At 41.1% G+C, this 26,563-nt stretch carries 28 protein-coding genes; 20 read left to right on the plus strand and 8 right to left on the minus strand.

The features are described from left to right. Window positions 1-682 precede the first annotated feature (682 nt). The 4 genes from PSH41_RS19490 to hslR form a co-directional block, all read right to left on the minus strand. Window positions 683-1,795, minus strand: a complete 1,113-nt coding sequence (locus PSH41_RS19490; protein WP_273590022.1) for a PepSY-associated TM helix domain-containing protein — start codon at window positions 1,793-1,795, stop codon at window positions 683-685. A 161-nt stretch (window positions 1,796-1,956) separates the two neighbouring features. Further along, window positions 1,957-3,495 carry a phosphoenolpyruvate carboxykinase gene (locus PSH41_RS19495; protein ID WP_273590021.1) on the minus strand — a complete coding sequence of 513 codons (1,539 nt, stop codon included), beginning with the start codon at window positions 3,493-3,495 and terminating at the stop codon, window positions 1,957-1,959. Between the two features lie 261 nt (window positions 3,496-3,756). After that, entirely contained in the window at window positions 3,757-4,602 is an 846-nt protein-coding gene (gene hslO / locus PSH41_RS19500) for an Hsp33 family molecular chaperone HslO (RefSeq protein WP_273590020.1), read from the minus strand. Window positions 4,603-4,614: 12 nt separating this feature from the next. After that, window positions 4,615-5,037, minus strand: coding sequence for a ribosome-associated heat shock protein Hsp15 (gene hslR / locus PSH41_RS19505; RefSeq protein WP_024032559.1), 423 nt, complete (start codon window positions 5,035-5,037; stop codon window positions 4,615-4,617). 213 nt (window positions 5,038-5,250) lie between these two features. Between hslR and gspC the strand changes: the two genes are divergently transcribed. The 13 genes from gspC to PSH41_RS19570 all read left to right on the plus strand — a co-directional run bounded on the left by gspC (window position 5,251) and on the right by PSH41_RS19570 (window position 17,248). Next, on the plus strand, window positions 5,251-6,192 hold the full coding sequence (gene gspC, locus PSH41_RS19510) for a type II secretion system protein GspC (protein WP_054983940.1): 942 nt from the start codon (window positions 5,251-5,253) through the stop codon (window positions 6,190-6,192). A 23-nt stretch (window positions 6,193-6,215) separates the two neighbouring features. Next, the gene (gspD, locus tag PSH41_RS19515) at window positions 6,216-8,285 is read left to right on the plus strand and encodes a type II secretion system secretin GspD (protein ID WP_138578566.1); all 2,070 of its coding nucleotides are present in this window, start codon (window positions 6,216-6,218) and stop codon (window positions 8,283-8,285) included. Then, entirely contained in the window at window positions 8,278-9,846 is a 1,569-nt protein-coding gene (gene gspE / locus PSH41_RS19520; protein ID WP_004588449.1) for a type II secretion system ATPase GspE, read from the plus strand. Before gspD ends, gspE begins: the two co-directional genes overlap by 8 nt. Before the next feature lie 2 nt (window positions 9,847-9,848). Further along, window positions 9,849-11,084 (plus strand): type II secretion system inner membrane protein GspF, encoded by a 1,236-nt coding sequence (gene gspF / locus PSH41_RS19525; protein ID WP_004588448.1) that lies wholly within the window; start codon window positions 9,849-9,851, stop codon window positions 11,082-11,084. Between the two features lie 79 nt (window positions 11,085-11,163). Further along, entirely contained in the window at window positions 11,164-11,586 is a 423-nt protein-coding gene (gspG, locus tag PSH41_RS19530; RefSeq protein WP_004588447.1) for a type II secretion system major pseudopilin GspG, read from the plus strand. Between the two features lie 50 nt (window positions 11,587-11,636). Further along, complete coding sequence (gene gspH, locus PSH41_RS19535) at window positions 11,637-12,221, plus strand: type II secretion system minor pseudopilin GspH (RefSeq protein ID WP_004588446.1); 585 nt, start codon at window positions 11,637-11,639, stop codon at window positions 12,219-12,221. A gap of 2 nt (window positions 12,222-12,223) precedes the next feature. Beyond that, window positions 12,224-12,595 (plus strand): type II secretion system minor pseudopilin GspI, encoded by a 372-nt coding sequence (gspI, locus tag PSH41_RS19540; RefSeq protein ID WP_024032554.1) that lies wholly within the window; start codon window positions 12,224-12,226, stop codon window positions 12,593-12,595. Between the two features lie 3 nt (window positions 12,596-12,598). Continuing rightward, window positions 12,599-13,219, plus strand: coding sequence for a type II secretion system minor pseudopilin GspJ (gene gspJ, locus PSH41_RS19545; protein WP_004588444.1), 621 nt, complete (start codon window positions 12,599-12,601; stop codon window positions 13,217-13,219). After that, a complete protein-coding gene (gene gspK, locus PSH41_RS19550; protein ID WP_004588443.1) occupies window positions 13,219-14,205 on the plus strand; it encodes a type II secretion system minor pseudopilin GspK in 987 nt (328 codons plus the stop codon). The genes gspJ and gspK overlap by 1 nt, the downstream gene beginning before the upstream one ends. Beyond that, complete coding sequence (gspL, locus tag PSH41_RS19555) at window positions 14,202-15,410, plus strand: type II secretion system protein GspL (RefSeq protein ID WP_273590019.1); 1,209 nt, start codon at window positions 14,202-14,204, stop codon at window positions 15,408-15,410. The genes gspK and gspL overlap by 4 nt, the downstream gene beginning before the upstream one ends. Then, on the plus strand, window positions 15,407-15,880 hold the full coding sequence (locus tag PSH41_RS19560; RefSeq protein WP_273590018.1) for a type II secretion system protein M: 474 nt from the start codon (window positions 15,407-15,409) through the stop codon (window positions 15,878-15,880). Before gspL ends, PSH41_RS19560 begins: the two co-directional genes overlap by 4 nt. A gap of 3 nt (window positions 15,881-15,883) precedes the next feature. Continuing rightward, a complete protein-coding gene (locus PSH41_RS19565; protein ID WP_064387295.1) occupies window positions 15,884-16,642 on the plus strand; it encodes a type II secretion system protein N in 759 nt (252 codons plus the stop codon). Window positions 16,643-16,660: 18 nt separating this feature from the next. Further along, window positions 16,661-17,248 carry a UPF0149 family protein gene (locus PSH41_RS19570; RefSeq protein ID WP_273590017.1) on the plus strand — a complete coding sequence of 196 codons (588 nt, stop codon included), beginning with the start codon at window positions 16,661-16,663 and terminating at the stop codon, window positions 17,246-17,248. Window positions 17,249-17,280: 32 nt separating this feature from the next. Here PSH41_RS19570 and PSH41_RS19575 read toward each other — a convergent pair whose 3' ends face one another. Then, entirely contained in the window at window positions 17,281-17,487 is a 207-nt protein-coding gene (locus tag PSH41_RS19575; protein ID WP_004588438.1) for a hypothetical protein, read from the minus strand. After that, window positions 17,487-17,846 (minus strand): hypothetical protein, encoded by a 360-nt coding sequence (locus tag PSH41_RS19580; protein ID WP_273590016.1) that lies wholly within the window; start codon window positions 17,844-17,846, stop codon window positions 17,487-17,489. The genes PSH41_RS19575 and PSH41_RS19580 overlap by 1 nt, the downstream gene beginning before the upstream one ends. A gap of 288 nt (window positions 17,847-18,134) precedes the next feature. Between PSH41_RS19580 and ccoG the strand changes: the two genes are divergently transcribed. Genes ccoG through PSH41_RS19605 form a run of 5 tightly spaced genes read left to right on the plus strand, consistent with a single transcriptional unit; the run spans window position 18,135 to window position 22,410 of the window. Further along, the gene (gene ccoG, locus PSH41_RS19585; protein ID WP_273590015.1) at window positions 18,135-19,565 is read left to right on the plus strand and encodes a cytochrome c oxidase accessory protein CcoG; all 1,431 of its coding nucleotides are present in this window, start codon (window positions 18,135-18,137) and stop codon (window positions 19,563-19,565) included. A gap of 47 nt (window positions 19,566-19,612) precedes the next feature. After that, window positions 19,613-20,587: a serine/threonine protein kinase gene (locus tag PSH41_RS19590; RefSeq protein ID WP_273590014.1), complete on the plus strand. Its 975-nt coding sequence runs from the start codon at window positions 19,613-19,615 to the stop codon at window positions 20,585-20,587. Window positions 20,588-20,617: 30 nt separating this feature from the next. Beyond that, complete coding sequence (locus tag PSH41_RS19595; RefSeq protein ID WP_024032543.1) at window positions 20,618-21,241, plus strand: thiol:disulfide interchange protein DsbA/DsbL; 624 nt, start codon at window positions 20,618-20,620, stop codon at window positions 21,239-21,241. An 18-nt stretch (window positions 21,242-21,259) separates the two neighbouring features. Next, window positions 21,260-21,898 (plus strand): thiol:disulfide interchange protein DsbA/DsbL, encoded by a 639-nt coding sequence (locus PSH41_RS19600; protein ID WP_004588433.1) that lies wholly within the window; start codon window positions 21,260-21,262, stop codon window positions 21,896-21,898. A 59-nt stretch (window positions 21,899-21,957) separates the two neighbouring features. Further along, window positions 21,958-22,410, plus strand: coding sequence for a DUF523 domain-containing protein (locus PSH41_RS19605; protein WP_273590013.1), 453 nt, complete (start codon window positions 21,958-21,960; stop codon window positions 22,408-22,410). Window positions 22,411-22,420: 10 nt separating this feature from the next. Here the strand turns inward: PSH41_RS19605 and trmA are convergent, their stop codons facing one another. Beyond that, window positions 22,421-23,518, minus strand: a complete 1,098-nt coding sequence (gene trmA / locus PSH41_RS19610) for a tRNA (uridine(54)-C5)-methyltransferase TrmA (protein ID WP_273590012.1) — start codon at window positions 23,516-23,518, stop codon at window positions 22,421-22,423. A 165-nt stretch (window positions 23,519-23,683) separates the two neighbouring features. Here trmA and PSH41_RS19615 point away from each other — a divergent pair, with 165 nt between their 5' ends. Beyond that, complete coding sequence (locus PSH41_RS19615; RefSeq protein WP_029773305.1) at window positions 23,684-24,823, plus strand: DUF5610 domain-containing protein; 1,140 nt, start codon at window positions 23,684-23,686, stop codon at window positions 24,821-24,823. A gap of 65 nt (window positions 24,824-24,888) precedes the next feature. Beyond that, window positions 24,889-25,686 (plus strand): glutamate racemase, encoded by a 798-nt coding sequence (murI, locus tag PSH41_RS19620; RefSeq protein ID WP_096042404.1) that lies wholly within the window; start codon window positions 24,889-24,891, stop codon window positions 25,684-25,686. Here the strand turns inward: murI and PSH41_RS19625 are convergent. After that, entirely contained in the window at window positions 25,649-26,128 is a 480-nt protein-coding gene (locus tag PSH41_RS19625; protein WP_096042403.1) for an RNA recognition motif domain-containing protein, read from the minus strand. The genes murI and PSH41_RS19625 overlap by 38 nt on opposite strands. Between the last annotated feature and the right edge of the window lie 435 nt (window positions 26,129-26,563).

Here is a 26,563-nt window from a genome sequence, read left to right on the forward strand (position 1 = left end):
ACCCCATGCCGAACTCAGTAGTGAAACGAAACAGCGCCGATGATAGTGTAGCATTTGCTATGTGAAAGTAGGACATTGCCAGGCTCCAAATAAGAGAAACCCGTTACAGCGATGTAACGGGTTTTTTTACGTCCGCAGAAAAGTGAAATACAGGCCTTTGTGTAATATCCCCACCTCCGTAGCGTGGGTTGAGTATCACGAAACCCGCGGATAAGGCTCACCACACATCTTTGTATGGTAAATATAGCGTTTTTAAATATGCGTACCTTAGTCCGCACGACATTCTGATGTGTAGCGCTCCTACTCCCAATACCAGAACGCCGCTTGAGAAATGAAGTGCTTTTTCTACGTCTCTAGAAAAGTGAAATACCTGCCATTATATAGTTCCGCAACTCCTTCGTAGCGTGAATTGAGGCTCACGAAGCCCGCGATTAAAGCACGCAATATAACTTAAAGTAATGAATTAATTTTACAAACAGTTCATAGGTCTTAGCTTATTATCAAGCGCAGCACCTCAAGTTTGGTATAAGGCGGTTTGACTATCTATATCGCTGTTGCTTTGATTTACGCTGCGTAAGCAGCTCGTAAGTTAGGTCGTAAGTTAGGTCGTAGTTAGGTCGTAGTTATACAAGCAGGTTTAGGTTGTGAAGGGCTCGTTTGATATTTTAAATAAGCTTTGTAATTAGCTTATAGTGTATTTAAATCGTTTCGTTTTAATGAGCCACCTAAAAAGGCCCAGGGCAAATAACAAAGCGCTGGCTACACCTGATAAAACCCATAGAATTCGTAATGGCTGATCGCCAATGCTGCCATTGTGAAGTGGATGCAACCAGTTTTTAAATTTACTGGCAATGCTCATCTTATCTATATTAAAAACACTTATGAGCTCTCCTGTGCTTGCATTTACTTGCACATAACTGTGAGGAAAGCGATGAGAGGGATCGCTTTTGGTTTTGAACCTAAACCGATATACCGCATTGTGATTTGACGGGGTTTCTACCCATGCTAGCAGTGTATTTGGCATGGCCTCTTGTGCTGTACTAAGTGCTGCTGATAAAGAAATACTGCGCTGGGGTTTTATTATTACGCTGTTAGGTTTATCTATATTTCCAAGCAGGGCTGTTATTAAAGGATCGGTTTGCTTTGGTATTGCTAACATTATACCGGTTGCTGTTAATAGGATTAAGGGCAAAGCAAAAATTAAACCAAGCAACTTGTGCCAGTCATATAACACGCCCAGTAAAGAGCTGCGCGCTTTAAACTTTATAGCCTTAGCCCATTGCCCTTTTTTAGGCCACCAAGCGCATAGGCCTGATATGAGGAGTATAAGGCTACCTATTCCTATATAGCCTATAACGATTGTACCAGCGCTACCTGCAAGTAACGAGAAGTGTACGTTATAAATCCAGGTAACAAAGTAGTTACCCCATACATCCTCACGTAATATAAGCCTGCCATCAGGGCTTAGCCAAACCATAAGTGGTGCAAAAGCGTGATCCACTGTTTCGTTTGGGTTGTAATATCTTGCGGGAATATAATGTTTATCTTTGGTGCTTTCTAAACGCCACGAGCCTTGTTTATCTGGGTAGTGAGTTTTTAACGTTTGATATGCGGTATCCCAATTTATAGGCCTCGCTGTTTCTGTACTTAAACTACTTATATTTTCATCTAGTTCGGGGTAATAAACGAGTATAGAACCTGTTAGAGCAATGAGTGCGAGTACACCCCCGATAGATAAGCCTAGGTATAAATGTACACGTCTTGCTATTTTTCGCCATGAACCATTAAAACGCATAAAAGAGTGACCATTAAAAATATGCAGTAAAGGGATGGCGCATTGTATCTTTGTTTACTAGAAATGAGCTGCGACAAAATGTCGCAGCAATAAAATAATTAGCTTAGCAAACAAAAACGCCAGCTTTATAGGCTGGCGTTTAAATCAGGGTTGGTAATTAATTATGCTTTTGGGCCTGCATTTTTAATATCATCTGATACATCGTATTTAGCGAAGTTTTCAGTGAAGTCAGCGGCAAGTTTTGCTGCATATTCATTATATTTTGCTTTATCTTCCCATGTATTAATTGGGTTAAGTAGCTTGCTATCCACACCAGGGACTTCCACTGGTACGTCTAGATTTAATACATCGATATGCTGAGTCTCTACATTGGCTAATTTACCAGATACGATTGCATCTATTACAGTGCGGGTAGTTGGAATATCAAAACGCTCACCGGTACCGTATGGGCCGCCTGTCCACCCTGTATTAACAAGGTAAACCTTTGCCCCAAATTCGCGTACACGCTTCATAAGCAGCTCAGCGTAAACACCTGCAGGGCGAGGGAAGAAAGGGGCGCCAAAACACGTTGAGAATGTAGATTCTATATCGCTAGTTGAGCCAATCTCTGTAGAGCCCACTTTAGCCGTGTAACCACTTAAAAAGTGAAAAGCTGCGGCTTCTTCGCTAAGTACAGAAACCGGCGGTAAAACACCGCTCACATCACAGGTTAAAAATACAACAGCTTTTGGCTCGCCAGCACGGTTTTCAACTTTGCGCTTTTCTACGTGCTCTAGCGGGTAAGCAGCACGGCTATTTTGCGTTAAGCTTGTATCGTTAAAGTCAGGTGTGCGTGTTTCATCAAGTACAACGTTTTCTAAAATTGTACCAAAGCGAATAGCATTCCAAATTACTGGCTCATTTTTTTGTGAGAGGTCGATACATTTTGCGTAACAGCCACCTTCGATATTAAATACGCTTCCTGGTGCCCAACCGTGTTCGTCGTCACCAATTAAAAAGCGTGTTGGGTCGGCCGATAAAGTTGTTTTACCAGTACCCGATAAACCAAAGAATAGTGCTGTATCACCCGCTTCTCCTACGTTAGCAGAGCAGTGCATTGGTAATACACCTTTTGCTGGAAGAAGAAAGTTTTGAACGGAGAACATCGATTTTTTCATTTCACCGGCATAACGCATACCAGCAAGTAACACTTTGCGTTGAGCAAAGTTAATAATAACAGTGCCGTCGCTGTTGGTTCCATCACGCTGTGGGTCACAAACAAACGAAGGTACATTCATTACCTGCCATTGGGGTAAATCAGATGCATTATAGTTTTTAGGCTCAATAAACATGTTTTTAGCAAAAATATGGTGCCACGCTGTTTCTGTAGTAACAACTACAGGTAGATAGTGCTCAGGGTCTGCGCCAACTTCTAGGTGAGAGGTGAAGTGGTCATTACTTTGCACATGTGCTTCTACGCGAGCCCATAAAGCGTCAAATTTGTCAGCATCGAATGGGCGGTTTACATTGCCCCATTGGATATCATCTTGCGTTGTTGCTTCTTTTACAATGAAGCGATCTTTAGGAGAGCGACCAGTGCGCTTGCCTGTAATTGCAACAAAGGCTCCATTTGCGGCTAGTGTCCCTTCGCCACGACGAATCGCATGCTCGACAAGTTCAGCTGCGGTTAAATCGACAAAACGTGTTGCGCTTGTAGTCATGTTTATACCTAACTATGTGTGAGAGTTTGAACGGGATAGCTCTGGGTTCTTAGTTCCCTTAAGCTGAAATTATAGTAACAGAAGGATTTGAGATATTCGAGCCTGTAAAGGCCCTAAAAACACATATATTTGCTAAAAAACATGAATAATTTCAATGATACCGGTGTCAGTAAATTAACAAAATTCATGACACCGGTATCATCATTTTATAATATAAAACCGCATATTTTGCGGCTTTATATTTGATTATGAGGTGGGAGGTTAATTAAAAATGTTTTTAACATCTTGCTCGTCAAAAACATATTCTTTTAGGCAATAATGGCAGCTAATGTTAACAGCGCCATTTTCAGCAACATCATCAAGTAATGCTTGTTGGCCTACATTAACTAAAGCAGTAATGGTTTTCTCTCTACTACAGCCACATTTAAATGTAATAGCTTGCGGGTCAAATACGCGCGGGTTATCTTCGTGATATAAGCGCGTTAATACGGTATTGGCATCAAGCTCTAATAGCTCTTCGCGTTTAATTGTATCGCTTAAGGCTTCTAAGTGAGTAAAGTCATTAATTGATTTTTGCTTATCAACAGGCAGTACTTGTAAAAACAACCCACAGGCTTTGGCTTTCCCTTCTGTTGTGTCGGTTGCAAACCAAAGGCGTGTTTTTAGCTGTTCTGATTGCTCAAAGTAGCTTTCAATACATTTACTTAATGTATCGTGCTCAAGAGGCACTATGCCTTGATAACGTTCGCCTTTGGTTGGAGTAATGGTAATAACCATATAACCTTTACCTACAAGCTCTTTTACCGTTGAGCCGCTAACCTCGCTTTGCATGCGCGCAATACCACGCATATTTTGTTTATCATCGCCGTTAATAACAGCGTATTTAACAGGGCCATCGCCTTGTAGCTGAACGGCTATTTCACCCTCAAACTTTAAAGTGGCAGTTAATAAACACGTTGCAACGAGTAATTCACCTAATAATGCTTTAACTGGCTCAGGGTAATTGTGATTAGCTATCATCTCGTTGTAGGCGTGCTCAATTTGAACGAGTTCGCCACGAACATCGAGTTTGTCGAATAAATAACGGTGCAGTAAATCTTGTTGCATGAGCGGCTATACCTAACTTGATTTCATTTTTAAAAGTTCGCGTCGTTGCTTTTTATCGGGCTTTTTATCCGGATGTGGAGCAAAGAAGCTGTTATTTTTGCGTGCGATGGCGTTTTCTTCGCGTTTTGCAATACTTGCATCAGTTTCTTGATACAAGGTCTGTGCAATGGGGGCGCTTTGGCGTTTTTCAAGCACTTTAAGTACCTTGATAAGCTTTTCATCAACGCCTTGGGCAAGTTTTATGGTTGCGCCAACCTCCACAATTTTACTCGCTTTAGTACGTTGCCCATTATAATGTACTTTGCCGCCTTGCACCATTTCGCGTGCAAGCGCACGGGTTTTATAAAAGCGCGCAGCCCATAACCATTTATCTAATCGAACTTTTGGCTCACTGTTGTGGTCTGAGTCGGCATTAGTATTATTTTTTTTACTCATTAGGCTTCTTCAATCGACTATTTATATATCGTAAAATTTATCATGAAATCATCGTAGGATGAAGGTATTACGGCGCGTGCTGGTTTTTTAGTCAACATTACATTGTTATATTAATCTGTTTACAAAGTTTAATATTAGTGTGCTTGTTGAATGAAAAATGAAAGGGTACTATGGGTACGCGCTTATGCAGTAAATTAAAATAAGAACATTATTATGGAACAGCAAATTCAACAGCTTAAACAATTTTTAACACGGCTACCCCATGCTAAATTAAGCGCAGTAGTTACGCTGTTAGTCGTTGTTTATCTTGCTTATTTACTCTCAAAATTAGTTTGGCTGGTATGGCCACAACCGGTCTCTACACCGCTTACTCCATCTCACTATTCAGCCGCATCGAAGGCTTCTAGTACTACCTCAGTACAAAATATTATAGAGCAATTTTTATTTGGTAAAAAAACTGTAACAAATAAAACCAATACTGCGCAGCAAAACGAAGTAATTAATAATGCACCAGAAACACGCTTAAGTATTAATCTAACTGGTATTGTTGCTGTAAGTAACGACGACAAGGCAGGTATTGCTATTATTGAGTCACAGGGGCGACAAGTTAGTTACTTAGTTGAAGAGGTTGTACAAGGCACCCGTGCAGAGGTTGCGCAAATACTTCCCGATCGCGTTATTTTAAGTGTAAACGGCCGATTTGAAACGCTAATGCTAGATGGTCTCGACTTTAGTAAAAAAGTGTCTATGCCTGTGCTTGCCGCTCGCGAAGCACAAGACATGGGGCCGCAAAAAATAGAACAAAGCGAGTTGCAAATTAACGCAACCGCTGACCCAGATGTAAAAGAAGCAATAATAGAAACACGAGAAGAGCTACTAAGTGAACCTGGTAAGTTATTTGATTATATTCGTGTTTCACAAGCAATGAGCGATGGCGAGTTAATCGGCTATCGCTTAAGCCCAGGTAAAGAGCCTGCTCTATTTAAACAAATGGGCCTACAGAATAATGATTTAGCCGTGGCTATTAACGGCTACCAATTAACAGATTTACAACAGGCAATGGCAGCTATTAATGAGCTGCGTAATACCAGCGATGCCACAATTACGATAGAACGTGATGGTGAGCAAATCGATGTGCAATTTAGCCTGCAATAACTTAGCTTTGGAGTTTTAACATAATGGTTCAGGTGCTACACCTCAAAAAAATTAAAAAAGGGTTAGCTAAGTACGCAGCGCTTTTTTTAGCAGCCAGTATTTCGTTGTCGGTTTCAGCTGTTGAATATGCTGCAAACTTTAAAGGCACAGATATCAACGAGTTTATAAACATTGTTGGTAAAAACCTTAATAAAACAGTGATCATTGACCCAAATGTGCGCGGTAAAGTAAACGTACGTAGTTATGAGTTAATGGATGAAGCGCTGTACTACCAATTTTTCTTAAATGTACTCGAAGTGTATGGCTACTCAGCAGTAGAAATGGACAACGGTATTATCAAGATTGAAAAAAGCTCTGACGCTAAAAAATCAAATGTACCGCTAATTACAGAAAACAGCACTGCATCGGGCGATATGATGATCACCCGTGTGGTACGCGTTAAAAATGTAAGTGTTCAAGAGCTTGGCCCATTGGTACGTCAATTTAGCGACCAAAAAGACGGTGGCCATGTAGCAAACTTTAATGCTGCCAATGTCATGATGCTTACTGGCCATGCAGCGTCGGTTAATCGCTTGGTAGAAATTATTCGCTCGGTGGATCAAGCCGGTGATAAGCGTGTAGATATTGTTAAGCTTAAATATGCAACAGCAGATGATGTAGTGTCGGTTGTTGAAAATATTTACAAAGACAGCGGTAAAGGCAGCGTTCCAGAGTTTTTGATCCCTAAGGTGGTTGCCGATGGCCGTACTAACAGCGTAATAGTAAGCGGTGAAGGGCAAGCCCGTACCCGTGCTATAGAACTAATTAAGCGCCTAGATGGTGAACTTGAAAGCCAAGGTAATACCAAAGTATTTTACTTAAACTACGCCAAAGCAGAGGATTTAGTAAAAGTACTGCAAGGCGTAAGTAAAACGCTTGCAGAAGATGGCCAAGGCACAAGTAAAACTCGTACAAACAATAAAAACGATGCCAGTATTGAAGCCCACCCTGACTCAAACTCATTAGTTATTACGGCACAGCCCGATACCATGCGCTCATTAGAGACCGTGATTGATAGGCTCGATATTCGCCGTGCGCAAGTACTTGTAGAAGCGATTATTGTTGAAGTAATGGAATCGGATGGTGTTAACTTAGGTACGCAATGGATTTCAGAAGATGGCGGTATGTTGCAGTTTAATAATGGCTCAACTGTGCCTGTAGGCTCATTAGCGGTTGCAGGTATTCAAGCGCAAGACACCACAACCACACAAACAATAATAGGCACAGAATCAGGTAACGTAACCAGCTACGATGAAACAACTGAGGGTGATTATTCGGCACTTGCCTCGCTACTAAGTGGTGTTAATGGCTTAGCGTTTGGTTTAGTTAAAAACGACTGGGGTGCAATTATTCAGGCCGTTTCAACTGACACTAACTCAAACATACTGGCTACACCTTCTATTACCACCATGGATAACGAAGAAGCGTCGATGATAGTGGGTCAAGAAGTACCCATTATTACTGGTTCGCAAACAGGCAGTAATAACGATAATCCATTTCAAACCATTGAACGCCAAGAAGTGGGTGTAAAACTAAAAGTAACCCCACAAATTAACGATGGCTCAGCAGTACAATTATTAATTGAACAAGAAGTATCGAGTGTAAGTGGTGCAACCGCTGTTGATATTTCTGTTAATAAGCGCGCCATTACCACAACCGTTATGGCTGATGATGGCGGTATGGTTGTGTTAGGCGGCTTAATTGATGAAGACGTACAAGAGAGTGTATCTAAGGTACCAATTTTAGGTGATATTCCAATTTTAGGTCACTTATTTAAGTCAACTAATACGACCAAACGTAAGCGTAATCTTATTGTATTTATTCGCCCAACTATTATTCGCGATGGCGTTAATATGAATAAGTTAAGCTTTAATAAGTATAACTTTATCCGTGGCGAGCAAATGAAAGAGAAAGAAGATGGCATAGAGCTTATGCCAAATTCAGATGTTCCTTTACTTCCATCTTGGGATGATGAGCTTATTCTGCCACCAACTTATGAAGAGCACTTAAAAGCATTGAGCTCTAAAGAACGTGCAGAGCGTGAAGATGACTAGCGCAATAGAACAAATAAACGAAGACGTGGTTCATCGTAGTGATGAAACACGCTCTGAGGAGTTACTTACAAGTAACGATTTAGTTGAGTTGCCTCCAAAGCGTTTACCTTTTTCGTATGCGCGCAGAGCGGGTGTACTGCTTAGTAAAAATAATGAACAGCAAGTTGTGTATTACCGCGGCGAGCTAGATGTTGAAGTATTGCTAGAAGTGCGTCGCATTGCAGGTAAAGGCTTTACCCTAGAGCAGTTAGCTGACGATAAATTTGAGTTACTATTAGAGGCTGCGTATCAGCGCGACAGCTCTGAAACACAACAAATGATGGAAGATATTGGTAATGAGGTCGATTTATTCTCCCTTGCCGATGAGCTCCCTCAAACCGAAGATTTATTAGCCGGCGATGATGATGCGCCTATCATCAAACTAATCAACGCCATGTTAAGCGAAGCAATTAAAGAAGGTGCATCCGATATACATATCGAAACCTTTGAGCAAGAGCTCGTGATTCGCTTTAGGGTTGATGGCGTATTAAAAGAAGTGCTTAAACCTAATCGTAAGCTTGCTTCGTTATTAGTATCGCGTATTAAGGTAATGGCGAAGTTAGATATAGCAGAAAAACGTATTCCGCAAGATGGTCGTATCAGCCTGCGTATTGCAGGGCGTGCAGTAGATGTACGTGTATCTACCATGCCATCTAGCTTTGGTGAGCGTGTAGTACTGCGTTTACTTGATAAAAACAATGCCCGCTTAAACCTTGAAGATTTAGGCATGACGCCGCAAAACCGAGAGTTGTTTGCTGATTTAATTAGTAAACCACACGGTATTATTTTGGTTACTGGCCCAACGGGTTCTGGTAAAAGTACCACCTTGTACGCCGGTATGAGCCAAATAAACTCTCGCGATCGTAATATTTTAACGGTAGAAGACCCAATAGAGTACGAAATTCCGGGGATTGGCCAAACGCAAGTAAATACCAAAGTAGATATGACCTTTGCCCGCGGGCTTCGTGCAATATTACGTCAAGATCCCGATGTGGTAATGGTCGGTGAAATACGTGACCTTGAAACCGCGCAAATTGGCGTGCAAGCATCGCTTACAGGTCACTTAGTGATGTCTACGCTACATACCAACACCGCCTCGGGCGCAATTACCCGTATGGAAGACATGGGTGTAGAACCATTCTTGCTGTCATCGTCATTGTTAGGCGTGCTGTCGCAGCGCTTAGTACGTACTTTATGTAATAGCTGTAAAGAAGGTCACACTGCTGATGAACGTGAGTGTGAGCTGCTAGGAGTACCGTTTGATAGCGCACCTACAATTTACCGCGCAGTAGGGTGTGAAGAGTGTAACTTTAATGGTTACCGCGGCCGTACTGGTATTCATGAATTACTGGTGGTTGATGAAGAAATACGCGAAATGATCCACAGCGGTAAAGGCGAGCAAAGTGTTGAAAAATACATTCGCCAAAAAAGCCCAAGCATACGCCAAGATGGCTGTAGCCGCGTACTGGCAGGCAAAACAACCCTTGAAGAAATTCTACGCGTTACCCGTGAGGAAGCCTAACCATGGCGGCGTTTGAATACCGTGCCCTTGATGGTCGAGGGAAAGAGCAAAAAGGCATTTTAGAAGCCGATACTGCTAAGCAAATACGCCAAGCGCTGCGCGAAAAAAAACTTACGCCGCTTGAAGTTGTCCCTGCAGCAGAAGGGGAAAAGCAAGTTAGTGGCGCAAAAACGCCGTTATTAAGTCGTTTTTTTAAACCCAGCGTATCAACCTCCGATTTAGCCCTTATTACGCGCCAGCTTGCTACGCTCATTCAATCGGCATTGCCAGTTGAAGGGGCTGTCATGGCGGTGGCAGAGCAATGTGAAAAGCCTCGCTTAAAACGTATGCTTATGTCGGTACGTTCAAAGGTAGTAGAGGGTTATACACTGGCCGATGGCATGAGTGAATTTCCACATGTATTTGACGATTTATACCGAGCAATGGTAGCCGCAGGTGAAAAATCAGGGCACCTTGACCAAGTATTAAATCGTCTTGCCGATTACACCGAGCAGCGCCAACACATGCGCAGCCAAATTACTCAAGCCATGGTATATCCTACCATTTTGGTTATTTTTGCTATTGGTATTGTTTCGGTTTTACTCGGTACTGTTGTGCCTAAAATTTTAAAAACCTTCGAAAAAACTAAGCAAGTACTGCCTTGGACAACCGAATGGGTTATGGCAGGCAGCCACTTTGTACAAAATTATTGGTTTATAAGTTTGTTAGTCATTACTGCGCTGGCAGTAGGCATTAAACATGCACTTAAACAACCTAAAATTCGCTTTTGGTGGGACGACCGCGTACTGCACATGCCTGGTTTTGGTAAAGTAGCGCGGGGTATTAATACCGCGCGTTTTGCACGTACGCTCAGTATTTTATCGTCAAGCTCAGTGCCACTACTTGAAGGAATGCGCATATCGGGTGGCGTATTAGCGAATAAAAAAATGAAAAAATCGGTGGCAGATGCTGCCGATAGAGTCAGTGAAGGTGCAAGCCTAAGAGCGGCTTTACAGCAAACCAAATTGTTTCCGCCGATGATGCTGCACATGATTGCCAGCGGTGAAAAATCAGGTGAGTTAGAACAAATGTTAGAGCGCGCGGCTAATAACCAAGACCGTGAGTTTGAAAGCATGGTAAACGTATCATTAAAATTATTAGAGCCAGCAATGATTGCCTCTATGGCGGTGATTGTTTTGTTTATAGTAATGGCTATTTTACAGCCAATAATGGCAATGAATAAAGCGGTAGGACTTTAAGCTTTAAGGGGTTAGCTAAGTTAGTATTTACTTAGATGACGCCAAATTAAATTATGTTTTTGGAAAATGAGGTATTTACGTGAATAAACAATCAGGTTTTTCTTTACTCGAAGTAATGGTGGTATTGGTTATTATCGGGATGATTATGTCAATTGTGGCGCCTAATATTATGGGCCAACAAGAAGAAGCTGCTATCGATAAAGCACATCTAGATATTCAACAGCTTGAAGATGCAATGAGCTTATACAAGCTTAAAAATAAAAGCTACCCAAGCACAGAGCAAGGCTTAGAAGCATTGGTCAATAAAACCAGCATTGAGCCAATTCCAAAGCGTTTCCCTGATGGTGGTTTTGTAAATGAATTACCAGAAGATCCATGGGGCAACCCGTACCAGCTAATTAGCCCAGGTGAAATTGGCAAGTTTGATATTTTTTCGATGGGACCTGATGGCGAAGCCGGTACCGATGATGATATTGGCAACTGGAACGAAGACGAGCAATAAATGCGACTTAACCAAGCAGTATGGTTAAATACGATTGCACGAGGCTTACTATGCAAGTAAGCCTTAATCGTATGCGCGCCCACCACCGTGGGTTTAGCTTAATAGAAATTTTAGTGGTACTTACTATTATCGCATTTGCGACCAAAATGGTGGTATACAGCTTAGAAGGCGGTGCCGAAGATGAGCTTGATACACAAGCGCTTAGGCTGCATACCACCATTAACATGGCCTCTGAATTTGCTATTTTAAATCAAATAGAACTTGGCTTAATGGTTGAAGAAAACACCCTTGAGTTTCTAGTATTTGATGGCGAAAAATGGATTACCTTTGACCGCGAAGACCTTTACAAGCCCATTGAGCTGGATGAACGGTTAAAACTCACGCTCAATTTAGAAGATTTAGCCTGGTCACAAGAGAACTTACTTGAGCAAGCAAATTGGCGTGAGCTAATGAGCGGCGGCGATGACGATAGCTTATTAGAGCTTGAAAAACTAAAAATACCGCAAGTCCTTATTTTATCATCTGGCGAGGTCAGCGCCTTTCAGCTTATTGTTGAATTAAAAGAGCAAAGCGAGCCTGTGTATTACATTGAAGGGGAATTTACAGCCCCTGTTAATTTGCGAAAAGAGCCATAATAATGAGGCTAAATAAAGGCTTTACCTTACTCGAAGTGCTTGTAGCGTTAAGTATTTGTGCTATGGCTGGGATTGCAGCTATGCAAGCAACCGGCGAGCATATAAATCATTTAACAACACTTGAAGAGCAAACGTATGCATCGTGGGTGGCAGAAAATGTGCTTGTGGTGCAGCGTAGTAAAGGTAAAGACTGGCAGGCTAAAAATGGCGCGCGCGGCAGCGAAGTAATGGCGGGCGTTGAGTGGTTTTGGAAGCAAGAAATAGCAAAAACTGCAGACAAAAGCTTTGTAAAAGTGACCATAAATGTTTTTAGCGACGAAAAATACGAGCAATCGGTGTACGAGCTTTCAACTTATTTAAATAAAGGCAGTTAATAAGTGAAGCAGCGCGGATTTACATTAATCGAAGTATTAGTTGCTATGGCTATTTTAGCGGTGGTGATTATGGCTACTCACCAAATTTTAGACTCAACCACCAAAGCAAAAGAAGCGTCTGATGAAAAAATAGCGGAGCTTAACGGCCTACAAACCGCATTTAGGTTAATGGACCAAGACTTTAGCCAAATGACTCAGCGCACTGTACGTAACGAAGCCGGTGATGCGCAAGAGCAATACTTACTAGCAGGGCGTTATATATTAGAAAGCCAATACGATGGTATTGCGTTTGTACGCGATGGCTGGGTAAACCCAATTAATTTGCTGCCTCGTTCTGAGTTACAAGCCGTAGGGTATAGAGTGCTTGATGACAATTTAGAGCGTGTATACAGAGTGTATGTAGATCAGCTTGATAATATGGAGCCGCGGGTACAAGTTGTTTTAAAAGGTATTGAAGAGCTTAAATTTGAATTTTTAGATGCCAACAACGAATGGCAAGAGCAATGGCAAATAAAAGCCTTACCTAAAGCGGTTGCGGTTACTTTACAACAAATTGAGGCAGAGCCTATTCGTCGTGTTTTTTTAGTACCCGGGCAGGGCAAAAACAGCGGGGAGAGTAATTAATGAATAAGCGCGAATCACGCGGTGCCGCATTAGTTATTGTGCTGTTTATTGTTGCACTGGCCGCGATATTAGCCGTAGAAATGAGTGCTAATTTAATGGTGCAGGTTCAAAAAAGCACTAACCTGCAAGGTCACCAACAAGCAAAGTGGTATGCCTACGGCGGTGAAGAGCTGGCAATAAAGGCACTAAAGTTAAGTAAAGACGATGATCCTGACAAAACCTCGTTAGATCAGGTTTGGGCCACGCAAGGCGACACCCAATACCCTGTAGATAACGGTACTCTAAGCGGTAAAATTACTGACTTACAAGCGTGTTTAAATTTAAATGCATTAGGGGAAGTGCCAGACCCAAACTCTACCAGCAAAACCAACCCTGCTCATAAAGCACTATTTGCATTATTAGAAAACATTGAAGATTTACCTGCCGAGGAAAGCGAAGAAGCAATGGCAGACAGTGTATTTGACTGGCTTGATGAAAACAGCATTACCTATCGTTCAGGCGCTGAAGAAGACGAGTATTTATCGCGTGATTACCCTTATATGAGCGCAAATAGTTTATTTGCATCACCTTCTGAGTTGCGTTTGGTAAAAGGTTTTAATCCGCTCGTAATGGAAAAAGTATTACCTTTTGTGTGTGTTATTCCGGGGTCTCCCTTATTATCGATTAACGTCAATACGTTACTTCCCGAACAGGCACTTATTTTAAGTGCCATGATTGACGAATTATCGTTATCGGGCGCAGAGGCCGTTATAGCAGCTCGCCCTGAAACCGGATTTGATAGCGTGGATGAATTTTTTTCCGAGGTACAGCAGCAAGGCGGTACAAATTTAGATTCGGTTAAAGAACTATTTAGTATTAACAGCGAATATTTTAAATTACAAACGCAGGCGACATTTGTCGATTTGCGTTTTTCGATGACCACATTACTTCATGCCAAAAATGGCGAAGTAACGATACTGGCGCGAAAATTTGGAGGCGTACAGTGACAGAAATACTGCTGATCCGCACGGGTCAAACAGAGCAAGATAAATTAAATTGGTTAATTTATTCACCACAAGAACAAGAAATAATTGCCAGTGGGGAATTAACCGATGCAAGCCGTTTAAGTGAGCTAAGTGAAAAAGCGCAAACCCGCGAGGTAGTGGTATTACTGCCTAGCGATCAGGTGCAGCTTAAAACAGTGGCGTTGCCGACTAAGTGGAATCGTAAGTTAGAGCAAGCGTTGCCATACATGCTTGAAGAAGACATTGCGTGCGATATAGACGAGCTATTTGTCGCAATTGGTGAGCCCACTATGATTAATGAGCAGCATGCAATTAAAGTTGCCTTAACTGACCGCGAGTGGTTTGAGGCTTGGCTTGCTTTATTTTCAGAGCATAACTTGGCGGTATACACCATTTTACCTGATGCCCTGCTACTGCCTACAGCCGATGATGATACATTAACCGCCATAGAGCTTAATAATCAGTGGTTATTTAAAAGAGGCGATTGGCATATTAGTGCCGTTGAAAATAGCTGGCTAAGGGGTTACTTAAGTGCACTAGGCGAGCCGAGCGTAAAGCACTATAGCCCAGCTAATCAGTTTCCTGAAAGTATTAACCTAATTTCGCAAGCAAGCGACTACGATTTACCATTGGCCTTATTTGCTAAACAACTTACCAGCGTTAAATTTAATTTACGCCAAGGTATGTACCAGCTTAAAAAGAAAAGTGCACTGTGGTGGGGTTATTGGAAAGGCGCAGCCATTATTACCGGTGTTGCTTTATTTGCTACCATTGCAATAAAGCTGGTTGAACTAAATCAACTTAACTCGCGTGTTGAGCTTGCTAAAGCCCAGGTAGTGGATAGATACCAAAAAGCATTCCCAGGAACTAAAGTACGTCCTAACTTAATTAAAAGCCAAATCAGGGGCGCGCTTAAAACCATTAATGGCGAAAGTGAAGCCGGGTTTTTAGATTTGACCAGCCAATTGGTTGGCGTGTTTTCGCAAGTAAGCGAATTTACGCCAGAAACCCTACGTTACGATAAACGCCGTAATGAGCTGCGAATACGCGCACGCGCAAAAGACTTTCAAACGTTTGGTAAAGTAAAAAGTATACTTGAGCAACAAGGGTTAATGGTTGAGCAAGGGTCGTTAAATAACGATGGCGATTTTGTAGTAGGCGAAATTAAACTGCGAGGTGCAGTATGAAAAAGCAAATAATGCAATACTGGCGCTCTTTAAAAGAGCAAGAGCAGCAATTGATTATGGTTGCTGGTGGTATATTTGTTGTTTTTGTTTTAGTAATGGGAATTTTTAGACCTCTAAATAACGCTATAGATAAAGCCAAAAAGTCGTACGTCACTCAGCAAGAGCTGCTCGTATGGGTTGATGAAAGCATAGTAAAGTTAAAAGCGGCGGGTAATACGCAGGCAATTAGCAATCAAAATATTAGCCAAGTGGTTAATTCAACGCGTAGTCGCTATCGTATTACTATTAGTAAAATGCAGCCTAACGATAACTCGTTACGTTTAACGCTTGATTCGGTAGAGTTTAATCAATTAATAGAATGGTTAGACGAACTGGTTAATCAGCATGGCTTAAGAGTAGAGAACCTTGATTTAAGCAAAGATGATAAATCAGGGTCTGTACGTGTAAGCCGCTTAGTACTAGAGAAGTAATTAATGAAAAAAATAATAATATTATCAGTGGTATTTTTTATTAGTTTTATTGTGTTTTGCATAATGAAATTACCAGCGGCCATTGCGTTAGACCTAGCTAAGCCGTACTTACCAAAGCAGCTTGAAATAGGGCAAACCGTAGGGAGTGTATGGCAAGGCCAAATGATGCAAGTGCGCTATCAAGACGAGCAGCTAAATAATGTACGCTGGGATATTGCTGGCTGGCAGTTATTTACGGGTAATTTAAATGCTAATTTAAAATTTGGTAATCCGCGTGAGCGTAGCGATATTTCGGGCTATGCTGATGTGAATTACGGATTATTTAATAATGTGGTTAAAGTTACCGATGGTATAATTCGCTCGACCGTAGAGCGTGCCATGCAACGTATTGCACTACCTATACCAGCTACGGCTAAAGGTCGAGTCATTTTAGAGCTTAACGAGTACACCTCAGGTGTGCCTTATTGTGAGTCATTAAAAGGCGAGATTGCCAGCCCAAATATAGATGTTAAAGGCTTTAATGGCTGGTTTAATATAGGCCCACTGAGTGGCATGTTAAGCTGTAAGTCGGGTGATATAGCTATTTTGGTCGACCCAGATAACACGTTAGGTCTTGAAGCCGACGCAACACTTAAAGCTAACTTTGACTTTAAAGTAGCAGGCTATGTTAAACCTGATGCTAGCTTACCAAAAGATGTACACGACGCGGTTAAGTTTTTAGGCCGCCCCGATGCACAGGGCCGCTACCCACTAAATTTTTAATGTAATAAAAGAGATTTAATGCAATTACCACAGTTTAACGAGCAACACGCACAGCAATTAAGTGCATTTTTAAGTACTCAACCTCAGGCTATGTCATTAACACAAAGCCAAGGCTATCTATTTGGGGTTATTTGTTCGCCAAGCCCATTAGAAGTTCACCAGTGGTTAGCGCATATTGTGCCTAATACGGCTAACGATTTAGACGAAGAAATACTATTTTTATTTATGACGTTATACCATCAAATTAGTGAGCAAGTATTTGAAACCGGTTACAAGTTACCCGCCAATTTTGACCTAGACTATACCCAAGCGTGGAGTGAAGGTTTTTTACGTGCAACTAAAGAATACGCACAACCTCTATTAACAGCTCCCGCTTTAGAGCCTCAGTACAAAGAAGCATTAGAGAGTGCGCTAAGTACGCTTAGCTTTTTTGCTGTTGATGAGCAAACAAGAGTGCAAATTGCGCAGCAAAATAGCATGACACTCGAAGCCTTATACCAGTATCAGTACGAATCAATGGGCGACTTTGCATTAGGTTTTGCCGAGCTTATTGAGGTGGTAGCCATAAACAGTGGGCTGATTACAGATGAAGGGTGGGAAGAGTAGCCTTTAGGTGTACTAAACGGCGCTTAGAATAATTAAGCGCCAAGTTCTAAAATAATATCAGTGCAGCCTTTTTTACACTTAACAACGCCTTTACCCGGCTCGCTGGTGGCTAAATCGAGTGTTAACACCTCGCCGCACTGCTCACAATGCAAGGTTTTTCCTTGCGATAGCTTTTTAAGTATTGTGCGCTGTTTATGAAAAGAGTCACTCGCTTTTTTGTTTAACTGCGAAAAATCCACTACTTAGCTCTCTTTTGTTCTAATGCATCCGATACAATTTTACACACTGTATTTAAACGCTCTTCGTAAAAATATAAATTTAGGTCGCGCTCGCGGCAATAACGTAAATGAAATAACTGCACTGAATCATCAGTGGTAAAGGTTTTTTCAATATATTCGTGTTCAGACTCAGAGAGCTTTAACGCACTGCTAATGCGGTTTTTAGCCATATTGGCTGCTGGGCTACGGTTTATTTTGCTCGCATCACTTAAAAAACCCACACCTTCACCTAATAGCTTTTCGCGGGGCCCTTTAACTAATGGGTGATCAATAGTAAAAAACGCAAGGATCAGAATGACCAATATAATAAACTTTTTCATGAATGCGTAAACCTTGATCTTAATGGGGTAAATTTAGCAAGCAGTGTAATAAACTGCATTTTAAAAGCAAGTAACTGAGATGAATAAATTATTAGCAATCTATACCTGTAATTTTAGCCAGTATTGTTATAATAGCCAACAGCAGTTAGATATTTCTGAAATATCTGAAAGTATTCAAACAGCTGATTATTTAAACTAATCACACTTACCATTAACGAACTACAGTTACAGTAAAGAATACGCACATATTGCTACGTTTTTATTTCCAAGCGGCGTTGAGGAACTTCGATGGACAAGCAAATTAAAGTAAAGAATATACCTGCAGAGGTTAAAATCCAACAACCGGATTTAAGCCGTCAAGACGACAGGTTTAACCCACGTAACCGAATTTATGTTCGCGCAGTAAAAGGGCTTCATCAGTTACTTAGACAGCGTATAGGCTTTTTAGGCATGCTTGCCTTTATGCTTTTGCCTTGGATAAATTTTAATGGCCAGCAAGCTGTGTTATTTGATTTAGTTGACCAAAAGTACAATATTTTTGGGCTAACGCTGTGGCCGCAAGATTTCACTATATTAGCCTTTATATTTATGTTGGCCGCGTTTGCACTCTTTTTGGTTACTACCTTTTATGGCCGAGTATGGTGTGGCTATACCTGCCCGCAAACTGTATGGACCTTTATATTTATTTGGTTTGAAGAAAAGTTTGAAGGCACAGCTAATCAGCGTAAAAAGCTAGATCAACGCCCGATGGACTTTGATAAGTTTTGGCGAAAAACAGCAAAGCACACCAGTTGGGTTTTATTTGCCTTATATACGGCGATTTCGTTTGTCGGATACTTTACGCCTATCCGTGAATTACTCCCTGACTTTGTGACCTTTAATGTAGGTGGTTACGCGCTGGTAAGTATTATTTTCTTTGCAGCGTGTACTTACGCTAATGCAGGGTGGATGCGTGAAATTATGTGTTTACACATTTGCCCCTATTCACGTTTTCAATCAGCTATGTTTGATAAAGACACTTACACCGTAACCTACGATGAAAAACGCGGCGAAAGCCGAGGCCCACGTTCGCGTAAAATTGCCCACGAAGATTTAGAAATGGGCGATTGTATCGACTGTAACTTGTGTGTACAGGTGTGCCCTACAGGGATAGATATTCGTAATGGTTTGCAAGCCGAGTGTATAAACTGTGGTGCATGTATTGATGCCTGCGATGGTGTAATGGATAAAATGGATTACCCGCGGGGTCTTATTTCTTATACTACAGAGCGCAATCTCGAAACACCTGAAAATAAAACCAACCCACTGCGAGCTAAAATCATAGGTTACACGGTCATACTGGTGGTGCTTACCAGTGCGCTGGTGGCTAACATTGCATTTAGAAAGCCTATGGACTTTGACATAATACGAGACCGTAACCAACTGTATCGTGTTGACTTTAATGGCTTGGTAGAAAACACCTATACATTAAAAGTAATCAACAAGGCGCAGTACGAGCAAACCTTTAATATTGATGTTCAAGGCCTTGAAAACTTTAAGTACATTGGCAAGCAAAAATTTACAGTGCAAGCAGGGCAATCGCATAATGTGCCACTGTCACTTGTGATGGACCCGTATGATTTAAAAGCGCCAATGACGGAGTTTAACTTTGTACTTTCACCGGTTAATGACCCCGATGAAAGCATATCGCAACCGAGTAACTTTTTTAAAGCGCGATAAACACACTAACAAAAGCGGGGTAGCCCGCTTTTTACATTAAGAAGCCCATGAGTAAATTTAGTTTTGAAGATTTAACGCCCGACTTAATTCTCGATGCGATAGAAAGCGTTGGTATATATGCAGAGTCAGGTTTATTAGCACTTAATAGCTACGAAAACAGAGTCTACCAATTTAAGGCGGAAGATGGCCTGCGCTACGTTGTTAAGTTTTACCGACCAGAGCGCTGGAGCAAAGCGCAAATACAAGAAGAGCACGACTTTGCATTTGAATTAGCTGAGGCCGAAGTACCCGTTGTTGCACCCATTAAACACAACGGAGAAAGCTTATTTGAGCACCAAGGTTATGTATTTGTGTTATTTCCAAGTGTAGGCGGGCGACAGTTTGAAGTTGATAACCTGGATCAGCTTGATGTAATGGGTCGTTTAATTGGCCGTATGCATCAGGTGGCTAAAAGCAAACCATTTGAGCACAGACCTACCTTTAGTTGCGAAGAATACTTGCATACAGCTAAAGTTCATCTGCAAAAAAGTAATTTGGTACCTATGGGGATCAGCACGGCTTTTTACACCATATTGGACTTGGTTATTGAACAAGCGCAAGCACAGTATAAAAATGTGCAAGGGATCCGCTTACATGGTGATTGCCACGGAGGTAACATTTTGTGGGCAGGCGAAGCACTTATGTTTGTTGATTTAGATGACGCTCGTCAGGGGCCGGCCATTCAAGATTTATGGATGATGCTCAGTGGCGATCGTCAAACACAGCTGTTACAGTTAGACACCCTTGTAAATGCGTATGAAGAGTTTTGTGATTTTGACCACACTCAACTCAAATTAATTGAACCGCTTCGTGCAATGCGTATTATTCACTATATGGGTTGGGTAGCAAAACGATGGAGTGATCCTGCGTTCTTACGGAACTTTTCATGGTTTGCTGAAGACAAATACTGGGAGCAACAAATTTTAGCGCTTAAAGAGCAGTTTGCAGCACTGCAAGAAGCTCCGCTGAAGTTATTGCCATAAAATTTTATTTAAAAAGTACACGAGATACCAATGCTTAAAAAATTGAAACTGAGCCTACTACTTTTATGTTTACCATTTGCAGCCCTTGCTGCACAGTTTGAAGCCGATAACCAGTATACTGTTATTGATGTAGAAAAAAGCGCAGAGCCGCAAGTAACCGAATTTTTCTCGTTTTACTGTCCGCATTGTTTTAAATTTGAGCCTGTTGCAAAGGCAATTGAAAAAAGCCTACCTGAGGGCACTGAATTTATAAAAAATCACGTTAACTTTTTAGGTGGTGTATCACCACAGGCACAAAGCAACTTAAGCTACGCCTACTTAATCGGTAAAAAGCACGGTCAAGCACAAAGTATCAGCGACCAAATTTTTAAAAGTATTCATGTACAGCGCGCACCTTTAACGCAAATGAAAGACGTTAAAAAGTTGCTTGAAGTTAACGGTATCGATAGTGCAACGTTTGATCAAGACATTGCCAGCATGCCAATTATTTCAGCTGAGCGTGCAATGCAAGATAAACAAAACAAATATTCAAAACTAGGTGCGCTAACTGGTGTGCCTACCTTTATCGTAAACGATAAATATAAAATAAACATTAACACCATTAATAACCAGCAAGAACTGAATGAGTTAGTTGCTTTTTTACTAACACTTTAATCTCGGAGAACAATAACAATGATCAAATTAGTTAAAGCAGGTTTACTTGCATTACTACTGCCTATGGCTGCTAGCAGTGTAGCCGCCACTTATGAAGAAGGCGTACATTACGATGTAGTGGCAGAGCGCGCGACTAAAAAGCCAGAAGTAAAAGAGTTTTTCTCATTTTATTGCCCTGCTTGTAATAACATGGAAGCGTTAATTGGTGAGTTTAAGCCAAAGCTAGACAAAGACGTTAAATTTAAAAAAAGCCATGTTGATTTTGTCGGTGTTCGCGATCCAGAAAACCAACAAATGATGAGCCAAGCGCTAGCAACCGCGGAAGTACTTCCGCAAAAAGATAAAATTGTTGCGGCTATTTTTAATCACATTCACACTAAGCGCGCTAAATTTAACGAGCTTGCAGATGTAAAAGATGTATTTGTAGCGCAGGGTGTTGATGGCGATAAGTTTGATAAACTATACAAAAGTTTCTCGGTACGTACATTAAGCTCTAAAATGAAGCGTGACCAAAATTACTTTAAAGAAAAAGGCGCGCTACGTGGCGTACCAACCTTTATTGTAAATGGTAAATACAAATTAAACCTAGGCCGTGAGTCCGGCATTACCGCGCCAGAAGATATTAGTAAATTAATTAACTATTTAGCGAACAAGTAAGATTTGCTAAAACAATAAAAGCTCCGTAAGGAGCTTTTTTTGTTTATAGGAATATAGCAATGGAAAAAATATTAATATCGAGTTGTTTATTTGGCTTACCTGTTCGATACGATGGTAAAAGCCAAGCATTATCGCACCCGCAAATTAATGTATGGCGTAAAGAAAATAGGTTAGTTATGTTTTGTCCTGAGGTGGCTGGTGGATTGCCAACACCTAGAGCATCAGCAGAGATAAAACAAGGCAAAGTAGTAACGAGCACTTATGAGGATGTAACTAAAGAATTTAAATCAGGTGCAACTAAAGCCCTAGACTTATGTAATGAGCATGCAATTCGTTTTGCATTACTTAAAGAGTCGAGCCCTTCGTGTGGTAGAAATACAATTTACGATGGTAGCCATAGTGGGGTAAAAGTACAGGGCGTGGGTATGACTGCTAAGTTGCTGATGAAGCATCAAATTGAAGTGTTTAGTGAAAATCAAATACCAGCACTTATAAAGGTGCTGGCATTATAATATTAACTCACTATTTTCTTTGTAAGAAAACACCCGATTCTATGTGATGCGTATAAGGGAACTGATCAAATATCGCAAAGCGCTTAACATTGTGAGTACGGGTTAAATGATCTAAATCGCGCTCAAGCGTTTCTGGGTTGCACGATATATAAATAATGTTCTCGTAGTTGGCCACTAAGTCACAGGTAAGGGTATCCATACCTGCGCGTGGAGGGTCGACTAAAATAGTTTGGCAATCGTAACTTTTTAAATCTATCCCCTCTAAACGCGAAAAGGTACGTTCGCCATTCATTGCCTGGGTAAACTCTTCACTCGACATACGAATTATATCTAAGTTATCTACCTTATTTTTAGCAATGTTGTATTGCGCTGAATGCACAGAAGACTTAGATATTTCAGTAGCCAATACGCGATTAAACGAACCCGCCAATGCAATAGAGAAATTACCATTACCACAGTAAAGTTCCAGCAGGTCATTACTCAGTGGTTTACATAAGTCTTGTGCCCACTCCAGCATTTTTATATTCACTTTAGCATTAGGTTGCGTAAAGCTATTTTCTACTTGTTGATAAATAAGCTCCTGGCCGTTTACAGTTAAACGCTCAGTAACAAAATCATTGCCTAGTACTTCTTTTTGTTTGCGCGCACGACCAATAAAGTCAATATTGTATTTACTGCTCAGTTTTTCTTTCAGGGCTTTTATTTTAGTTAGCCACTGATCATCCAGTGGTTTGTGATAAAGCAAGCTTACTAAAATCTCGCCACTTAATGACGATAAATAATCGATTTGAAACAGCTTACGACGTAATACTTCACACGACTTTAAATTATCAATCATCACCTGCATAACTTCACCAACTAATGGCGCGGCAGGGTCAAAGGTGTCGACGCGAATTTTTTCTTTCGTGGCCTGATCAAACATAATATGAAATAGATCATCCCCATCGTGCCATACTCTAAATTCAGCACGTTGGCGGTAGTTAATTGGCTCTGAGCTAAACACCTCTAACGCTTGCACACCAAATCGCTTAAATTGCGACGTAATACGCTGCTCTTTTTCATTTAGCTGCGTATCGTACTGTGTGGTATCTATTTTAATCACTGCCATTAATGCTACTACCTTATCTATGAGATCTATTTATCGGCGCTATTGTAGGGAGCGAGCAGTATTTGTCTAGTTTTGCTGATAATAAAGTTGCTGTTTTTTTAAACATGCACTTTAGTTTTGTCACTATTAGCCGATAATAAGCTAAGTACGTAACGGAGGTGGATCATGAAAATCGGTAATTATGGCTATACGCCAAACAACAACGTAAACAAATTCAATAATAAAGAGGCGCTACAGCAGCCAACAATCCAATCTCCGCAAGAAAGTTCATTACAGCGAGGCAGAGAACTTGCTGCAAAAGTGCTTGGCGATAAAATGGCAGAGCAACTAGGTTTACCTGTTGAGCAAAAACAAGCCGATAAACCTTTATTCGATTTTGATGAAATAGTAAAAAATGTACTCGACTTCGTATCTGGCGCAGTTAATAAAGCCAAAGCCAATGGTGCCGATGACGATAAATTAAAAAATATGTTAGATGATGCGCGCACAGGTGTTCAAACCGGTATAGACGAAGCGGTTGATGAACTAAAAGGCACCGGTGTATTTAACGAAGAAATGCAAGAGGGCATCGACAAGTCAAAAGAAGGCATTTTTGAGGGACTTGATGAGTTTGAGCAAACCCTATTTAACCCACAAGCGGCCAGTGTTAGCGTAAGCCAAGCACAATATGTAAGTATGAGCAGCAATGCCGAGTATAAGTTTACAACGGCCGAAGGTGATGAGGTCAGTATTAGCTTTGCTGATGCATATGAGTCTCAAACAGCGAGCGGGTATCAACAAAGCAATAACAGCGAATCGTTTGCCAGCTCATCGTCGCAATCTCGAGAGCTGTCTTTTTCAATGTCGGTTAATGGTGATTTAAACGAGCAAGAGCAAGATGCCATTAATGCCATGATGGAAGAGCTACAAGGTGTAAGTAAAACATTCTTTAGCGGTGATTTGGATGAAGCATTTGAAAAAGCACAAGAACTGAGCTTAGGCAGTGAGCAACTTGTTGCATTTTCAATGGACCTTCGTCAAACAAAAACAGTCGCTACCGTTAAAAGTTATGAGCAATATCAGCCAAACCCAACAAAAGAGGTAGCCGATGCGATCGCACCTTTTAATGACGATCTAAAAAATGCATTTGATAAAGCATCGCAACTAGGCCTACAAGATCAGCTTGCCGGTATTATAGAGTGGCTAAACCAAGATCAAGCAGCAGTCGATCAGCTAGTTGATTACACCCAGGCAATGTTTGAAAACCTAAACCAATTAAATTCAGCGGGCGACGCACTCGACGCGCTAAAGTCTGAGCAAAGCTAAACTGCTTTCTTTTATAAGTACCTCATGGCAAACTGCCGTTCTCAATAAACAGTAGGAACCAAAGTTTGTCAGCCCACATAATGGTATTTGATTCAGGTATAGGTGGCACCACCGTGCTTGAGCATATTCAAAAGCGTATTCCAGATGCACAGTACAGCTACTTTATGGATAATGCGTTACTCCCTTATGGCGCGCAAACCCAGCAAACTATTATAGGGCGTTTATGCTCACTCATTTATTTTATTGAGCACAACGCGCTTAATGTCGACCTTATTGTTATAGCCTGCAATACAGCCTCTACATCAGCCTTAAGTGAAGTACGCAAAATTACATCAATACCTATTGTCGGTGTAGTGCCAGCAATAAAGCCTGCTGCTGAAGTAACTCGCACAAAGCACATCGGCTTATTGGCAACCCCCGCCACAGTTGCAAGTCCCTATACTCATACATTAATAAAAGAGCATGCCAGCAACGTAACAGTGAGTTTATATAGCAGTGTTGAGCTGGTGGCATTGGCAGAGCAGTTATTTTTCACTCAGCAGCTAGATACACTCAAACTGCATAAAGAGCTTACGCGTTTGCGCATTAACTCAGATATAGATGTACTTGTACTAGGTTGCACACATTTTCCAATTCTTAGCGATGCCATACAAGCGTACTTTAATAACGCAGTGCAATTACTCGATTCAGGCGCGGCCATTGCTAGCAGAGTAAACTACCTACTAGAGCAGCATAACTTTGGAAATAAATTTACAGACAAAAAAAAGCCGCTGCAATATTATGCAACGGCTGATGTTTTGAGTAATAAGCTAGCTATAAAGCACGTTACACTGATTGATCCGTCTCAGTACGTAAAGAGCTAGAATCATCTTCTTGTTTTTGTTTTGCCTCACGTACTTTTAAAGTACGCTGTTGGAACTCACTATCGTTTAACTTAGCAATTGCATTGTCTGCATCTGCCTGTGCCATTTCAACAAAACCAAAGCCACGACGTTTGCCAGTATTTTTATCCTTTAATAGGCGCACGTTGAAAACTTTACCTTGTTCTTCAAACAAAGCGCGAACAACACCTTCATTTGCACGATAAGGAAGATTACCAACATAAAGTGTTTTTGTTTTAACTTCAGCTTCTTCACCACCTTCCGATGACATTGCAGCAATAGCAATCCCACCAATTAATAAACCAGCACCAAATAGCAATGCTGGGCTTAAAGCTAAGCTGCCTAAAGCAAACTCAACAATAACAAAACCAACTACAGCAAGAATAACAGAGAAGATAAAAGATTTTTGATCGGGTAATTTCATTTTAGATCTACCAATAAACAGGAAATAAACATTAATTTAACATTGTGAACTTGCTATCTTAACGTCTTAAACGAACATAGCAATGAAATTTATATTAAATAATAAAAATCAGTATAAAAAAGCATCATCTTAGCCAGTGATTTAGCTAGTTTTATGCTGTTTTGCTCTATTTTTGTTCGAACAGTAAAAAGATCTAAAAAAAGGGTTGATCTGTTTTCGGATCTCCCTATAATGCGACCCCACTGAGACGGGGAACGCCAACGCATAGCGAGGCAAGAGCTGCTCACAGAGTTAAGTAAAACTTTGGCTTTAAATCTTCTAAAAAGAAAGTTTAAAATTAAGTGTTGACTCGAAAAATAAAGGATGTATTATACGCATCCCTAGCGACAACGTCGCAACGTTCTTTAACAATATAAAGCAATCATCTGTGTGGGC

The sequence above is a fragment of the Pseudoalteromonas sp. CST2 genome (genome assembly GCF_028599385.1).
GTDB classification, from domain to species: Bacteria; Pseudomonadota; Gammaproteobacteria; order Enterobacterales; family Alteromonadaceae; genus Pseudoalteromonas; species Pseudoalteromonas atlantica.

Coding starts and splice junctions, on each gene's coding strand:
- PSH41_RS19615 (WP_029773305.1), top strand. CDS start 23,684: ATGAAAATCGGTAATTATGGCTATACGCCAAACAACAACGTAAACAAA.
- gspC (WP_054983940.1), top strand. CDS start 5,251: ATGGAACAGCAAATTCAACAGCTTAAACAATTTTTAACACGGCTACCC.
- gspK (WP_004588443.1), top strand. CDS start 13,219: ATGAATAAGCGCGAATCACGCGGTGCCGCATTAGTTATTGTGCTGTTT.
- PSH41_RS19580 (WP_273590016.1), bottom strand. CDS start 17,846: ATGAAAAAGTTTATTATATTGGTCATTCTGATCCTTGCGTTTTTTACT.
- trmA (WP_273590012.1), bottom strand. CDS start 23,518: ATGGCAGTGATTAAAATAGATACCACACAGTACGATACGCAGCTAAAT.
- gspI (WP_024032554.1), top strand. CDS start 12,224: ATGAGGCTAAATAAAGGCTTTACCTTACTCGAAGTGCTTGTAGCGTTA.
- hslR (WP_024032559.1), bottom strand. CDS start 5,037: ATGAGTAAAAAAAATAATACTAATGCCGACTCAGACCACAACAGTGAG.
- gspH (WP_004588446.1), top strand. CDS start 11,637: ATGCAAGTAAGCCTTAATCGTATGCGCGCCCACCACCGTGGGTTTAGC.
- gspD (WP_138578566.1), top strand. CDS start 6,216: ATGGTTCAGGTGCTACACCTCAAAAAAATTAAAAAAGGGTTAGCTAAG.
- PSH41_RS19590 (WP_273590014.1), top strand. CDS start 19,613: ATGAGTAAATTTAGTTTTGAAGATTTAACGCCCGACTTAATTCTCGAT.
- PSH41_RS19565 (WP_064387295.1), top strand. CDS start 15,884: ATGAAAAAAATAATAATATTATCAGTGGTATTTTTTATTAGTTTTATT.
- PSH41_RS19495 (WP_273590021.1), bottom strand. CDS start 3,495: ATGACTACAAGCGCAACACGTTTTGTCGATTTAACCGCAGCTGAACTT.
- gspF (WP_004588448.1), top strand. CDS start 9,849: ATGGCGGCGTTTGAATACCGTGCCCTTGATGGTCGAGGGAAAGAGCAA.
- PSH41_RS19605 (WP_273590013.1), top strand. CDS start 21,958: ATGGAAAAAATATTAATATCGAGTTGTTTATTTGGCTTACCTGTTCGA.
- gspE (WP_004588449.1), top strand. CDS start 8,278: ATGACTAGCGCAATAGAACAAATAAACGAAGACGTGGTTCATCGTAGT.
- hslO (WP_273590020.1), bottom strand. CDS start 4,602: ATGCAACAAGATTTACTGCACCGTTATTTATTCGACAAACTCGATGTT.
- PSH41_RS19560 (WP_273590018.1), top strand. CDS start 15,407: ATGAAAAAGCAAATAATGCAATACTGGCGCTCTTTAAAAGAGCAAGAG.
- ccoG (WP_273590015.1), top strand. CDS start 18,135: ATGGACAAGCAAATTAAAGTAAAGAATATACCTGCAGAGGTTAAAATC.
- PSH41_RS19600 (WP_004588433.1), top strand. CDS start 21,260: ATGATCAAATTAGTTAAAGCAGGTTTACTTGCATTACTACTGCCTATG.
- PSH41_RS19595 (WP_024032543.1), top strand. CDS start 20,618: ATGCTTAAAAAATTGAAACTGAGCCTACTACTTTTATGTTTACCATTT.
- PSH41_RS19490 (WP_273590022.1), bottom strand. CDS start 1,795: ATGCGTTTTAATGGTTCATGGCGAAAAATAGCAAGACGTGTACATTTA.
- PSH41_RS19570 (WP_273590017.1), top strand. CDS start 16,661: ATGCAATTACCACAGTTTAACGAGCAACACGCACAGCAATTAAGTGCA.
- PSH41_RS19625 (WP_096042403.1), bottom strand. CDS start 26,128: ATGAAATTACCCGATCAAAAATCTTTTATCTTCTCTGTTATTCTTGCT.